Origin of the sequence: Streptomyces sp. QH1-20, assembly GCF_041283565.1 — a bacterium.
Classification (GTDB): Bacteria; Actinomycetota; Actinomycetes; order Streptomycetales; family Streptomycetaceae; genus Streptomyces; species Streptomyces syringius.
Genome location: NZ_CP166299.1, coordinates 7,553,547 through 7,569,205 on the forward strand (window position 1 = coordinate 7,553,547; position 15,659 = coordinate 7,569,205).

The 15,659-nt window shown below is 72.2% G+C and carries 4 protein-coding genes; 2 read left to right on the plus strand and 2 right to left on the minus strand.

All coding sequences use genetic code 11. The annotated features are described in order from the left end of the window. Positions 1–41: 41 nt before the first annotated feature. Complete coding sequence (locus tag AB8O64_RS33510; protein WP_370423431.1) at positions 42–1,100, minus strand: DegT/DnrJ/EryC1/StrS family aminotransferase; 1,059 nt, start codon at positions 1,098–1,100, stop codon at positions 42–44. Positions 1,101–1,111: 11 nt separating this feature from the next. Then, positions 1,112–2,500 carry a glycosyltransferase gene (locus tag AB8O64_RS33515; RefSeq protein ID WP_370423432.1) on the minus strand — a complete coding sequence of 463 codons (1,389 nt, stop codon included), beginning with the start codon at positions 2,498–2,500 and terminating at the stop codon, positions 1,112–1,114. Between the two features lie 483 nt (positions 2,501–2,983). Here AB8O64_RS33515 and AB8O64_RS33520 point away from each other — a divergent pair, with 483 nt between their 5' ends. Further along, positions 2,984–6,115, plus strand: coding sequence for a type I polyketide synthase (locus AB8O64_RS33520; RefSeq protein ID WP_370424050.1), 3,132 nt, complete (start codon positions 2,984–2,986; stop codon positions 6,113–6,115). Between the two features lie 41 nt (positions 6,116–6,156). Further along, on the plus strand, positions 6,157–15,639 hold the full coding sequence (locus tag AB8O64_RS33525) for a type I polyketide synthase (protein ID WP_370423433.1): 9,483 nt from the start codon (positions 6,157–6,159) through the stop codon (positions 15,637–15,639). The last annotated feature ends 20 nt before the right edge of the window (positions 15,640–15,659 follow it).

Below are 15,659 nucleotides of genomic sequence, written 5' to 3' on the forward strand. Positions count from 1 at the left end.
GTTGCCGTGGGGGCGGCCGCCGGCCACCCCCACGGACCGGGTCAGCGCGCGTCGTAGAACTCGCGGATCTTCCCGATGATGTAGTTCTGGTCGTCCTCGGTCAGGCCCGTGTGGGTCGGCAGGTAGAAGCCGTCCTCGCTGAACCGGGTCGCGTTCAGCGTCGGCCAGACCGGGTCGAGATAGCCGGGTTGCATGCTCATCGGCTTGAAGAACACCCGGGTCTCGATGGAGGCGTCGGCCAGGAACGCGCGCAGCTCCTCACGGCGCTCGGCACGCAGGTCGTACATCCACAGCACGTCCCGCGGGGGCATCAGGGTGATCCCCTCGATGCCCCGCAGGCCCTCGTCGTAGCGCTTCTCTATCTCCCGGCGGGTGGCCAGGATCTCGTCGAGCTGCTCCACCTGGGCCAGTGCGACGGCGGCCTGGAGGTTGGTCATACGGAAGTTGTAGGCGAGCTTCTTGTGCAGGAAGTTGTGTGCCTTGTTGAAGGCCATGCCCCGCAGATGAGCCATCTGCTCGGCCAGCCGGGGGTCGTTCGTGAGGCAGATACCGCCCTCGCCGGAGGTAATGATCTTGTTGGCGAAGAGCGAGTAACAGGCGATGTCGCCGACCGGCCGTACGCCGTGCGCCTCCGCCGAGTCCTCCACGACCCGCAGGTTGTAGTCGTGGGCCAGCTCCATGATCGCGTCCATGTCGCACCGGCGCCCGTAGATGTGCACCGGCATGATGACCTTCGTGCGCGGGGTGATCTTCTCCTCGATGCGGGAGACATCGATATTGAGGTCGTCCCCGCAGTCCACGAACACCGGGGTCGCGCCCAGATACGTCGCCGACCACGCGGACGCGATCATCGTGAATTCGGGGATCAGCACCTCGTCGCCCGGGCCGACCCCGAGCGCCCGCAGGGCGAGGGTCAGCGCCGTGGTCCCGGAGGAACAGGCGACACCGTGCGCAACACCGTTGTACCGCGCGAATTCACTCTCGAATTCCTTGACCTTCGGGCCCTGCGACGAGATCCAGCCGTCGTTGATCGCCTCGGTCACATAGGAAAGTTCCCGCCCCTTGAGCCAGGGCTGCGAAACCGGATACGTGAATGCCATGGAAACCTCGCTCAGTCCTTTGCCAGTGCGGGGAGTCCAAGGATCAGATCGGCCGCGGCGCCCCGCCCGCCGGCCGCCCGCAGAATCTGTCCGAAGTGCTCGGCGCGCTCGCGGAACGAACGGTCACTGAGCACCCTGGCCAGCTTGTCGACCACGTCGTCCGCGTCGACGGTCTCGGGGCGGTCGAGCTTCAGGCTCACCCCGAAGTCCTGGCCCCGCCGGGCCTGGTCGTCGCAGTCCACCCACAACGGCCGCACGACCAGGGGCTTGCCGAAATACAGGCCCTCGTGGAAACCGTTGCCGCCCGCGTGGGTGAAGAAGACCTTCACGCTCGGGTGGGCCAGCACATCGAGCTGGGAGGGAACCCAGTCCACGATCCGCAGATTGTCCGGCAGCAGCTCCGCCGCGGGCAGCAGCTTCTGCTGCTCCTTGGGCAGCTTCCACAGGAACTGGTGCCGGTCGCTCATCCGCCGTGCGACCTCCACCAGCGACGCGACGTGCGCCCGCGTCAGCCTGGTGATCGTGCCGAACCCCATGTAGACCACGGAGTCGTTGTGCGCGAGCCAGTCCGAGAGACCGTCGTCCTCGGGCGCCTGGGGCAGCGGCGGCACCATCGTGCCGACCAGCCGCATCTTGGGCGGCACGGGGAAGGGGTAGTCCAGCTCGGGCACCGAATAGCACAGGACCAGCTCGGACTTGTCGATCCGGACCATCATCCCGCGCGCCTCGGGGGAGATGCCCAGTTCCTCACGGACCTGGTTGTCCTCCTCCACGATCCTGCGCATGTCGGAGGTCAGGAACAGGCCCAGCGTACGCAGGCGGAACAGCTGGTTGGCCGCCCGCTGCACGGGGGTCATGTCCAACGGCAGCCCGGTGTGCGGCACGGGGAAGTGGGCCGGCGTGTACGACTTGGCGAAGGGCACGTGCGAGGTCAGCACATTGCTGGGCAGGAACGGCACGCCCAGCACGAACGGGATCTTCTTGGTGACCGCCAGCTCGTACGCGTACTGGCACATGCTCTCGATGACCATCAGCGCCGGCTTGACCTCGTCCACCACGGCCTCGAGCGCCCGGTACTTCTCCACCCGCGAGCGGGGGGCGAACGAGTGCTTGATGACCGCCCGGTGCGCCTTGAACCTCGACCGCTGCGTCACTTCCCGGTACGTCTTGTCGTCCCAGGTGACGGCCGACATCTCGGACACCACCTCGCCCAGGGAGGCGAACTCCACCGGGGTGTCCACCTTGAGCGCCTCGATCTCCGAGCGCCGGTTCTCGTCCGTCGCGAACCACAGGTCCTCGACTCCCCGGCGGGACAGCTCCTCGGCCAGGACGAGCAGCGGATTCAACAGTCCGCTTTCGGGATAACTGACAAACAGAATCGGCCGCCGAGTCGAGCCCATGACAATAACCCTCCAGAAGTGGCGGCCCGGCAGCGCGGCGCCAGGTGTGCGCACGGCCGGTCGCCGCGTGGCCGCGTCTTGATCGATGCCCGCGTCCACGGCCGGCGTCGTCCGCCCGGGACGTCAAGGGACAAGAGTGCGGTAAGAAGCGTGACAGTTACGTGGTCTCACGCCAGGTCGAAGAGAATCCCTAGTCTTACGCGGCCGACGGCTCGGCCGGAGCACCGGACGCGGCCGTCCGTACCGGATATGACATGGCGTCAGGTGAGGAATCACGTTCTTCTTGTAGGGAAATCTACAGCCTTCCCGCCCATACGATCCGGCTCGAAGTGAAGTATCCGAGCCGACATTCCTCATGGGTGGTGCAGCGTCATGACGAGCGGAGCAGACAGCGCGTCCTGCGGTGCGGGCGATCAGGGGGCCGGAGCGCACGCCGGCGACCCGGTGGTGATCGTCGGCATGGCGTGCCGCTACCCCGGCGGCGTGCGGTCGGCCGCGGACCTGTGGGACGTGGTCGCCTCCGGCCAGGACGTGATCTCCGCGTTCCCCACCGACCGCGGCTGGGACCTGGAGGCCCTCGCCGGTACCGGCCGGGGCTCCAGCGCCACCCGGGAGGGCGGCTTCCTCTACGACGCGGCCGACTTCGACGCCGGCTTCTTCGGCATCTCCCCGCGGGAGGCGCTGGGCATGGACCCGCAGCAGCGTCTGACGCTGGAGGTGTCCTGGGAGGCGGTCGAACACGCCGGGATCGACCCGGTGAGCCTGCGCGGCAGCCGCACCGGGGTCTTCGTCGGCACGAACGGCCAGGACTACGCGCTCGTCACCCAGCGCTCGGCCCAGGACCTGGAAGGGCACTCCCTGACGGGACTGTCCCCGGCCGTGGCCTCCGGCCGGGTGGCCTACACCCTCGGACTGGAGGGCCCGGCGATCACCGTGGACACGGCCGCCTCCTCCTCCCTGGTGGCCCTGCACTGGGCGGCCCGGTCGCTGCGCGCGGGGGAGTGCTCGCTCGCCCTGGCGGGCGGGGTGACGGTCATGTCCACCCCGACCGCCTTCGTCGGGCACTCCCGGCAGGGCGGCATGGCCCCCGACGGGCGGTGCCGGGTGTTCTCCGACGACGCGGACGGCACGGCCTGGGCCGAGGGCGTCGGCATGGTGCTGCTGGAACGGCTGTCGGACGCGCGGCGCAACGGTCATCCGGTGCTGGCGGTGCTGCGTGGCAGTGCGGTGAACCAGGACGGTGCGTCGAACGGTCTGACGGCTCCGAACGGTCCGTCGCAGCAGCGGGTGATCCGGCAGGCGCTGGCCGACGCGGGTCTGTCGGTGGCCGATGTGGACGCGGTGGAGGCGCACGGCACGGGCACCCGGCTGGGTGACCCGATCGAGGCGCAGGCACTGCTGGCCACCTATGGCCAGGGTCGTGAGGTGCCGCTGCGGCTGGGTTCGCTGAAGTCGAACATCGGTCATACACAGGCCGCGGCGGGTGTCGCGGGTGTCATCAAGATGGTCATGGCCATGCGCCACGGCGTCCTCCCCAAGACCCTGCACGTCGGTACGCCGACCGCACGGGTGGACTGGTCGGCGGGCGCCGTGGAGCTGCTCACCGACACGGTGCCCTGGCCGGAGACGGGGCGCGCCCGCCGGGCCGGGGTGTCGTCGTTCGGCATCAGCGGCACCAACGCGCACGCGGTGCTGGAGCAGGCCCCGCCGGTCGACGAGCCGGTACGGGAGCCGGGCTCGGGCCCGGAGCCCACCGTGGTGCCCTGGGTGGTCTCCGCCCGCACCGAGGAGGCGCTCGACGCCCAACTGGACCGCGTCAAGCCGCTGGCGGCCGCCGACGCCGGGCTCTCACCGGTGGACGTCGGCTTCTCCCTGGCGGCCGGCCGGTCGGTGTTCGAGCACCGTGCGGTGCTGCTCGCCACACGGGGCGAGACCGCCCTCGCGGCACGCGGTACGGCGGACGGCACGGGAGCCCTCGCGGTGCTGTTCCCGGGGCAGGGGAGCCAGCGCCTCGGCATGGGCCGGGAGTTGTACGGCCGGTTCCCCGTCTTCGCCGACGCCCTGGACAAGGCGCTGTCCGTCCTGGACCGCTATCTGCCGCGCCCGCTCCGGGAGGTGATGTGGGGCGACGACCCGGAGGAGCTGAACCTCACCGGCTACACCCAGACCGCCCTGTTCGCGGTGGAGGTGGCGCTGTTCCGCCTGGTGGAGTCCTTCGGCGTCACACCGGAGTTCGTGGCCGGCCACTCCATCGGCGAGGTGGCGGCCGCCCATGTGGCCGGTGTGTTCTCGTTGGAGGACGCCTGCCGGCTGGTGGCCGAGCGCGGCCGGCTCATGCAGGAGGTCGCGGACCGCGGCGCGATGGTGGCCGTCCAGGCGACCGAGGCCGAGGTGCTGCCGCTGCTGACCGAGACGGTGTCGATCGCCGCGGTCAACGGCCCGTCGTCGGTGGTTGTCTCGGGAACCGAGGACGCGGTCCTGGAGATCGCGGGACGACTGGCGGCCGACGGGCGCAAGACCTCACGGCTGCGGGTGACGATGGCCGCCCACTCACCGCTGATGGAACCGATGCTCGAGGAGTTCCGCGCGGTCCTCGAAGGCCTGACGTTCTCCGCTCCGGACCTGCCTGTGGTCTCCAACCTCACCGGCCGCGTCGCCGAGCCCGAGGAACTGTGCTCACCGGAGTACTGGGTGCGGCACGTACGCCGGGCCGTCCGCTTCGCCGACGGCATCACGACACTGCACACGGCCGGCGTGGGCGTCACCCTCGAACTCGGCCCCGGCGGCATCCTCTCCGCCATGGCCAGGGACTGCCTGGGCGCGGCGGACCTCACCGTGGTACCCGCGCTGCGCGACGACCGCGGCGAGGAGACCGCCCTGCTGACCGCGCTGAGCCGGCTGCACATCATCGGCGCGCCGGTGGACTGGCTGCGGATGTTCGAGGGCACGGCCGCCCACCGGGTGGACCTGCCGACGTACGCCTTCCAGCGCGAGCGCTTCTGGCCGATCGGGGCGGACACCACCCTGCGGCACACGACGGCCGACGGTGACCCGGGTGAGGCGCGGCCCGCGCCCGCACCGGTCGGCCGTGCACTGCCGCTCGGCGAGCGGCTGGAGTCGATGCCCGCCGACCGGCGCACCGGGTACCTGCTCGACCTCGTGCGCTCCGAGGCCGCCGCCGTGCTCGGGCACAGCGGCGTGGGGCGCGTCGGCGCCCACCACATCTTCAAGGAGCTCGGCTTCGACTCGCTGACCGCGGTCGAACTCGGTGACCGGCTGAGCGCCGTCACCGGGCTGCGGCTGCCCGGCTCGCTCGTCTTCGACTGCCCGACCCCGGCGTCGGTCGCCGACCATCTGCTGGCGCGCCTCATGGACGGCTCCCCGGAGTCGGCTCTCCGGGAACTCGACACGCTGGAGGCCGTGGTGCGGGCCGCGGCGGCGGACGGTACGGACGCCGAGCGCGCGGCGATCGCCGCGCGCCTGGACCAACTCGTCGTCGTCTTGCGGGAATTGACGGGACCGGCGGGGCTACCCGAGGACTCCGAAGAGGACATCAAGACAGCGTCGGTCGACAGACTGCTCGACATCATCGACGAAGAATTCGAAATCGCTTAAAGATCGACAGCTTTCGTTCATAACGGGATGAGGACGGACCGGTGCAGGAAGACCAGCAGGACAAAGTTGTCGACTACTTGAGGCGAGTCGCCGCGGACCTCCGACGTGCGCGCCAGCGCATCGACGAACTGGAGTCCAAGAGCCGCGAGCCGATCGCGATCGTGGGCATGGGCTGCCGGTTCCCCGGCGGGGTCAGCTCGCCGGAGGGGCTGTGGGACCTGGTCGCGTCCGAGGGCGACGCCATCTCGGCCTTCCCGGCCGACCGCGGCTGGGACCTGGCCGCGCTGACCGGCGACGGCGAGGGCCACAGCGCGACCCACGAGGGCGGCTTCCTCTACGAGGCGGGCGACTTCGACGCCGGCTTCTTCGGGATCTCCCCGCGTGAGGCGCTGGGCATGGACCCCCAGCAGCGGCTGCTGCTGGAGGTCTCCTGGGAAGCCCTGGAGCGGGCCGGCATCGACCCGCTGTCACTGCGCGGCAGCCAGGCGGGCGTCTTCGTCGGCTCGTACCACTGGAACCCGGGCACGGCCCGGGCCACGGGCGAGCTGGACGGCCACGCGCTGACCGGCACCGCGGCCAGCGTCCTGTCGGGACGGCTCGCCTACACCCTGGGCCTCGAAGGCCCGGCGCTCACCGTCGACACCGCCTGCTCGTCCTCGCTGGTGGCCCTGCACGTGGCGATGCGGTCGCTGCGCGACGACGAGTGCTCGCTCGCCGTCGTCGGCGGCGTCACCGTCCTGTCCGACCCCGCCGTGTTCGTCGAGTTCAGCAAGCAGGGCGGCCTGGCCCCCGACGGCCGCTGCAAGGCGTTCTCCGACGCGGCCGACGGCACGGGCTGGTCCGAAGGGGTCGGCGCGCTCGTCGTCGAGCGGCTGTCGGACGCGCGGCGCAACGGTCATCCGGTGCTGGCGGTGCTGCGTGGCAGTGCGGTGAACCAGGACGGTGCGTCGAACGGTCTGACGGCGCCGAACGGTCCGTCGCAGCAGCGGGTGATCCGGCAGGCGCTGGCGAACGCGGGTCTGTCGGTGGCCGATGTGGACGCGGTGGAGGCGCACGGCACGGGGACGAAGCTGGGTGACCCGATCGAGGCGCAGGCACTGCTGGCCACCTATGGCCAGGGTCGTGAGGTGCCGCTGCGGCTGGGTTCGCTGAAGTCGAACATCGGTCATACGCAGGCCGCCGCGGGTGTCGCGGGTGTCATCAAGATGGTCATGGCCATGCGCCACGGCATCCTCCCCAAAACCCTGCACAGCGACACCGCCTCGTCCCATGTGGACTGGTCGGCGGGCGCCGTGGAACTGCTCACCGAGTCGGTCGCGTGGCCGGCGGGCGACCGCCCGCGCCGCTGCGCGGTGTCGTCCTTCGGCGTCAGTGGCACGAACGCCCACGCGGTGCTGGAGGAAGCGCCGCGGGACGGTGAGCCCGCCGCAGAGGAACCGCCGGCCACGGACACCACCCCCACCGTGGTCCCCTGGGTGCTCTCCGGCCGGGCCCCGGCCGCCGTGCGCGACCAGGCCGCGAACCTCCTCTCCCGGCTGGACGCCGAACCCGGCCTCCGCCCGGTCGACGTGGGGTACTCCCTCGCCTCCCGGTCGCTGTTCGAACACCGCGCCGTGATGGTGGGCGCCGGCATGGACGACCTGCGGGAGGGCCTCGGTGCCCTGGCGGCCGAGGAGACCGCCGCCGCCGTCGTCCAGGGCGTCGCGGACATCGACGGCAAGACCGTGTTCGTGTTCCCGGGCCAGGGTTCGCAGTGGGTGGGCATGGGCGCCCGCCTGCTGGAGGAGTCGCCCGTCTTCGCCGAGCGGCTGGCGGAGTGCGCCGAGGCGCTGGGCGCCTTCGTGGACTGGTCGTTGACGGACGTCCTGCGCCAGATGCCGGGTGCGCCGTCCCTGGAGCGGGTCGACGTCATTCAGCCGGCGTCGTTCGCGGTGATGGTGTCGTTGGCGGCGTTGTGGCAGGCGCACGGTGTGTCTCCCGACGCGGTGGTGGGTCACTCGCAGGGTGAGATCGCCGCTGCGGTGGTGTCGGGTGCGTTGTCGTTGGAGGACGGCGCCCGGGTGGTGGCGCTGCGCAGCCAAGCGATCGGTCGTCGGCTGGCGGGCCGTGGCGGGATGATGTCCGTCGGCCTGCCGGTGGCCGAGGTCGAGGAGCGGTTGGGTGCGTTCGCGGGCCGGGTGTCCGTCGCCGCCGTCAACGGGCCGCGTTCGGTGGTGGTCTCCGGTGACCCGGAGGGCCTGGACGAGTTGTTCGCGCGGCTCACCGACGAAGGCGTTCGGGTGCGGCGGATCGCGGTGGACTACGCCTCGCACTCCGCGCAGGTCGAGGACCTCCACGAGGAGCTGCTGTCCGAGCTGGGACCGATCCGGCCCCGCGAGTCCGAGGTGCCCTTCGTCTCGACGGTGTCGGGGGAGTGGCTGGACACCAGCGGTATGGACGCCGAGTACTGGTACGGCAACCTGCGCAACACCGTCGAGTTCGAAGCCGGCATACGGACGCTCCTCGACGCGGACCACGGTGTGTTCGTGGAGGTCAGCTCGCACCCCGTGCTGGCGATGGCCGTCCAGGACGTCATCGAGGACGCCGGCGGGCACGCCGTCGCGGTCGGGACCCTGCGCCGCTACGAGGGTGACCTGTACCGCTTCCTGACCTCGCTGGCCGAGGTGTACGTCCGGGGCGTGCCGGTCGACTGGCGGTCTCTCTACACCGGCACCGGAGCCCGCCGGGTGGACCTGCCCACCTACGCCTTCCAGCACGAACGCCTCTGGGCCATGCCGCACGAGGTCGAACTCCTCGCCGCGGCGGACCCCGCCGACGCCGAGTTCTGGGCCGCCGTGGAGCGGGAGGACCTGGGCTCGCTCACCTCCCGTCTGCACATCGACGAGGACTCCCTCGCCGCCGTGCTGCCCGCCCTGTCGTCGTGGCGCCGTGAGCGGCGTGAGCAGTCGGCGCTGGACGCGTGGCGCTACCGGGTCGCCTGGTCGCCGCTCAGTGGTGTGCCGCAGGCCTCGCTGTCGGGCAGCTGGCTGGTGGTCACGGCTGAAGACATCGCGGACGACGACGTGGTGGCCGCGCTGGGCGGCCAGGGCGCCGAGGTGCGCCGTCTGGTCCTGGACGAGTCCTGCGTCGACCGCACCGTCCTCGCGGGCCGGCTCGATGACGCCCACGACGTAGCGGGCATCGTCTCCGTGCTGGCGGCGGCGGAACAACCGAGCACCGCCTACCCGGCGCTGGCCTCCGGCCTCGCCCTGACCGTCGCGCTCGTCCAGGCTCTTGGCGACGCGGGTATCGACGCGCCGCTGTGGTGCCTGACGCGTGGTGCGGTGTCGACCGGTCGTTCGGACCTGGTCACCAACCCGGTGCAGGCGCAGGTGCAGGGCGTGGGCTGGACGGCGGCGCTGGAGCACCCGCAGCGCTGGGGCGGCATGATCGACCTGCCCGCAACGCTCGACGAGCGCGCCGGCCGACGGCTCGCGGCCCTCCTCACGGGCACCACCGGTGAGGACCAGCTCGCGATCCGGTCCTCCGGTGTCTTCACCCGGCGGGTGGTCCGGGCCGCCGCCGGCAGCCAGGGCGCGGGACGCGGCTGGCAGCCGCACGGCACGACGCTGATCACCGGCGGCTCCGGGGCGCTGGCCCCGGACCTCGCGCGGTGGCTCGCAGCCCAGGGCGCCGAACACCTCGTGCTGGTCAGCCGCCGGGGCCCGGACGCGCCCGGCGCCGCCGAGCTGATCGCCGAGCTGGACACCGCGGCCGAAGCGGTCGCCTGCGACATCAGCGACCGCGACGCGGTCGCCGGGCTGCTGTCGGGCCTCAAGGCCGACGGGCGCGCCGTACGGACGGTCGTGCACGCCGCGGCGGTCATCGAGCTGGAGTCGCTGGCCGAGACCACCATGGAGGAGTTCGCCAGGGTCGTGCACGCCAAGGTCGCCGGTGCCCGGCATCTGGACGAACTGCTGGACGACGAGGAACTCGACGCGTTCGTCCTCTTCTCCTCCATCACCGGCATGTGGGGCAGTGGCCGGCACGCCGCGTACGGCGCGGGCAACGCCTATCTGAGCGCGCTGGCCGACCACCGCCGCGCCCGTGGCCTGACCGCCACGTCCCTGCACTGGGGGAAGTGGCCCGACGACGCCGAGGCCGCGGAGCTCGACCCGCACCAGATCCGCCGCAGCGGCCTCGGCTTCATCGACGCGGGCCCGGCGCTGGCCGGCATGCGGCGCGCCCTGGACGACGACGAGACGGTACTCGCCATCGCCGACGTCAACTGGGACGTCTACCACCCGATCTTCACGTCCGGCCGGCCCACGACGCTGTTCGACGAGGTGCCCGAGGTACAGCGGCTGACCGAGCCCGTGGCGGCGACCGTGAGCGCGGGCGCCGAAGGGGAGTTCGCCGCCCGGCTGCGGGCCCTGCCCGCCGCCGAGCGGGACCGTCTGCTGCTGGACCTGGTCCGCGGCCAGGCCGCGACCGTCCTCGGCCACGCCTCCGGTGAGGCCTTCCCCGAACGGCGTGCCTTCCGCGACGTCGGCTTCGACTCCGTCACCTCCGTCGACCTGCGCAATCGGCTGGTGACCGCCACCGGGCTGCGGCTGCCCAGCACCCTGGTCTTCGACTACCCGACCCCCCTCGCCCTGGCGGCGTTCCTCCGCGACGAGATCGCGGGCACCGCCGCCACCGCCGCTCCCGTGGTGTCCGCCGCCGCGACCGACGAACCGATCGCGATCGTCGGGATGAGCTGCCGCTACCCCGGTGGCGCGCACACCCCCGAGGACCTGTGGCGGCTGCTCGTCGACGGCGCCGACGTGATCTCCGAGTTCCCCGCCGACCGCGGCTGGGACGCCGAGGCGCTCTTCGACCCCGACCCCGACCGGCACGGCCGGACGTACTGCGTCCAGGGCGGGTTCCTGCACGAGGCCGCCGAGTTCGACGCCTCCTTCTTCGGCATCTCCCCCCGTGAGGCGGTCGCCATGGACCCCCAGCAGCGGCTGCTGCTGGAGACCGCGCACGAGGCACTCGAACGCGCCGGGATCGACCCCGACTCGCTGCGGGGCAGCTCGACCGGCACGTTCATCGGCGCGACCTACCAGGACTACACCTCCGGGGTCCCGAACGCGGCCGAGTCCGAGACGTACATGGCCACCGGCACCGCGTCCAGCGTGCTCTCCGGCCGTGTCTCGTACCTCTTCGGCCTGGAGGGCCCGGCGGTCACGGTCGACACGGCCTGCTCCTCGTCGCTCGTCGCCCTGCACCTGGCCTGCCAGTCGCTGCGCAACGGCGAGAGCACGCTCGCCCTCGCCGGCGGTGTCGCCGTCATGTCGACCCCGAGCCCCTTCATCGGCTTCAGCCGGCAACGGGCCCTGGCCACCGACGGCCACTGCAAGCCGTTCTCCGACGACGCGGACGGCATGACCCTCGCCGAGGGCGTCGGCCTCGTCCTGCTGGAGCGGCTCTCCGACGCCCGCCGCAACGGCCACCGGGTCCTCGCGGTCGTCCGCGGCTCGGCCATCAACCAGGACGGCGCGTCCAACGGTCTGACCGCCCCCAACGGCCCCTCCCAGCAGCGCGTCATCCGCCAGGCACTCGCCAACGCGGGTGTCTCGCCCGCCGACGTCGACGTGGTCGAGGCACACGGCACCGGCACCAAGCTGGGTGACCCGATCGAGGCCCAGGCCCTGCTGGCCACCTACGGCCAGGACCGGGAGACACCGCTGCGGCTGGGCTCCCTCAAGGCCAACATCGGCCACACCCAGGCCGCCGCCGGTGTCGCGGGCGTCATCAAGATGGTCATGGCCCTGCGCGAAGGCGTCCTGCCCAGGACGGTCAACGTGAGCGAGCCCTCGTCACGGGTGGACTGGTCCTCGGGCGCGGTGGAGCTGCTGACCGACACCGAGAAATGGCAGGCGGAAGGACGCACCCGCCGGGCGGGTGTGTCGTCGTTCGGCATCAGCGGCACCAACGCCCATCTGATCCTCGAACAGGCACCGGACACCGGGGCCGACGGGGCCGAACCCACCGCCGACCACTCGGGCGTCGTGCCCTGGCTGGTCTCCGCGAAGTCCGACGCCGCGCTGCGCGACCAGGCCGCCCGGCTGCTCGCCCGTGTGGGCGACAGCCCGGAACTGCCGCCCGTGAGCGTCGGCTGGTCGCTGGCCACCACCCGGCCCCGCCTGGAGCACCGCGCGGTGCTGCTCGGTGAGACGCACGAGGACTTCACCCGCTGCCTGGAGGCACTCGCGACGGCCGGCACCACGCCTGGAGTCGTCCGCGGCGTCGCCGCCGCCGGTGACGCCGGTCCGGTGTTCGTCTTCCCCGGCCAGGGCTCGCAGTGGTGGGGCATGGGCCGTGAACTGCTGGAGACCTCCGAGGTGTTCCGGTCCGCCGTGGACGACTGCGCCGAGGCCCTCGCCCCGCACATCGACTGGTCGCTGCGCGAGGTCCTGGCGGGCTCCGGTGACCCCGCGATGCTGGAGCGCGTCGACGTCGTCCAGCCCGCGCTGTTCTCGATGATGGTGGCGCTGTCCGCGCTGTGGCGCTCGCACGGTGTCGAACCCGCCGCCGTGATGGGCCACTCGCAGGGCGAGATCGCCGCGGCGTGCGTCGCGGGCGCCCTGTCCCTGCCGGACGCCGCGGCCGTCGTGGCACTGCGCAGCAAGGCCCTGCTGGCCCTGTCCGGCAAGGGCGGCATGATGTCCGTGTCCGCCTCCGTCGAGCAGGTGACCGCGCTTCTGGAGCCGTGGGGCGACCGGCTCTCCCTGGCCGCCGTGAACGGCCCGTCCTCCGTCGTCGTCTCCGGTGACCCCGAAGCCCTCGCCGAGCTCAAGGAGCAGTGCGCGACCGAGAAGATCCGCGCCCGCACGGTCGCGGTCGACTACGCCTCGCACGGCTCGCAAGTGGAGCTCATCCAGGACGAGCTGGCGCGCCTGCTGGCCTCGGTCACCCCCAGGGCGCCGAAGGTGCCCTTCTACTCGACCGTCACCGGTGAGCGGCTCGATACGCCCGCCATGGACGGCACCTACTGGTACACCAACCTGCGGCAGACCGTACAGCTGGAGCGGGCGACGCGAGCGCTGCTCGCCGACGGGCACCGGCTCTTCGTCGAGACCAGCCCGCACCCCGTCCTGACCGGGGCCGTACAGGAGACCGCGGAGGCCGCCGAGATCGAGTCCGCGGTGGCGCTGGGATCGCTGCGCCGCGACGAGGGCGACACCAAGCGCTTCCTGACCTCCCTCGCCGAGGCACACGTACAGGGCGCGCCCGTCGACTGGCGCGCGGCCTTCCCCGCGTCTCCTTCCCCGGCCCCCGTCGAGCTGCCCACCTACGCCTTCCAGCGCCGCCGGTACTGGCCGGAGGCAGCGCTGCCCGCCCCGGGCGGACCCGGCACCGGCACGGAAGCGGACACCGCTTTCTGGGGGCTCGTCGAGAACGGCGACCTGGACACCCTGGCCGGTGAACTCGGCGTCGACGGGAATACCGGACTCTCCTCCCTGGGCGCGCTGCTGCCGGCCCTCTCGGCGTGGCGGACCAAGTCCCGGCAGGCCTCCGCGGCCAACGCCCTGCGCTACAAGGTGGACTGGACCCGGCTCCGCGAGCCCGGCGCCACGACCCCGGCCGGCACCTGGCTGGTGGTCGCACCGGCACGCAGCGCCGACGACCCGTGGGCCACGGCCGTCGTCGACGCCCTGGGCCCCGACACCGTCCGCGTCGACGTCGAGGACACCGACCGTGACGTCCTGACCGCACTCCTGGCCGCCACCGCCGAGGGCACCCCCGCTCTCACGGGCGTGGTCTCGCTGCTGGGCCTCGTCGAGGAGCGGCATACGGGCTTCACCTCGGTGCCCGACGGGCTGGCCATGACGCTGACCCTGGTGCAGGCACTGGGTGACGCGGGAATCCAGGCACCGCTGTGGTGCCTTACCCGGGACGCCGTCGCGGTCGGCCGTGACGACAAGGTCACCCACCCCGTCCAGGGCGCGCTGTGGGGCCTCGGCCTCGTCACCGCCCTGGAACAGCCCGGCCGCTGGGGCGGGCTGATCGACCTCCCCGACACCGTCGACCCGCGCACCGCCGCCCGCCTGCGCGCCGTCCTGGCCGCACCGGACGGCGAGGACCAGATGGCGCTCCGCGCCTCGGGTGTCTTCGGCCGCAGGCTCGTCCACGCCGCCCCCGGCGGCAACCGTCCCGAACGGCGCTGGTGGGAGCGGGGAACCGTGCTCATCACCGGCGGCACGGGCGGCCTCGGCGGCCGCGTCGCCCGGTGGATCATCGAGCGCGGCGCCCGGCACGTCGTCCTCACCAGCCGCCGCGGGCCCGAAGCCCCCGGCGCCGCCGCACTTCGCGCCGAACTCGAGGGCCTGGGCGCCAAGGTCACCATCGCGGCCTGCGACGCCGCGGACCGCGACGCGCTGCGCGCACTGCTGGCGGGCCTGCCCGCCGAGCTCCCCCTCACGGCCGTGGTCCACGCCGCCGGGGTCGCCGACGGCGACGCCGACGCGCAGTCCCTCACCCTGGAACAGCTCGACGCGCTCCTGCGCTCGAAGCTGACCGCCGCCCTCCACCTGCACGAGGCCACCTTGGACCTCGACCTCGACGCGTTCGTCCTGTTCTCCTCCGGTGCCGGCATCTGGGGCAGCGGCGGACAGGCGGGCTACGCCGCAGCGAACGCCTTCCTCGACACCCTCGCCGAGCACCGCCGGGCCCGGGGCCTGACCGCCACGGCCGTCTCCTGGGGAGCGTGGGCCGAGGCCGGCATGGCCACGGTCGCCGAGGTGCACGACCGGCTGAACCGGCGCGGCGTCATGTCCATGGAGCCGTCTCTGGCCATCGCCGCCCTCCAGCAGAGCCTCACCGACGACGACACCCAGGTCACGGTGACGGACATGGACTGGGACCTGTTCACCCCGAGCTTCACCGCCACCCGCCCCAGCCCCCTGCTGTCCGGCATCCCCGAAGTCCGCGCGGTGCTGTCCGCCCAGGAAGCCCCCGCCGCCGACGACGGTGACGAGTCGGCGCTGCGCCGACGGCTCGAAACGCTGTCCGACGCCGAACGCGGCCGTGCCCTGCTCGACGTCGTCCGCGTCGAGGCGTCCGCCACCCTCGGCCACGAAGCGGCCGACGCCATCCCCGCCGACCGGGCCTTCCGCGACGTCGGATTCGACTCCGTGACCGCCATCGAGCTGCGCAACCGGCTCCGGGTGGCGACCGGGCTGGCCCTGCCCGCCGCCCTGGTGTTCGACTACCCGACGCCGACCGCGCTAGCCCAGTGCCTGCGCTCGTACCTCTTCCCGGACACAGCTCCGGCACAGAAGACGGACGACCCGGACGCGCACATCCGCGAGGCCCTCACCACCGTCCCCATCGGCCGGCTCCGCAAGGCGGGCCTGCTCGACATGGTGTTGCAGCTCGCCAACGAAGAAGCCGAGACCGCCACCGCCACGCCCGACGCCGCGTCACCGATCGAGTCGATCGACGACATGGACGCCGAGAGCCTGCTGCGACTGGCGACCGAGAGCACGACGAACTGAAAGCGACCTGGAGAAGAACG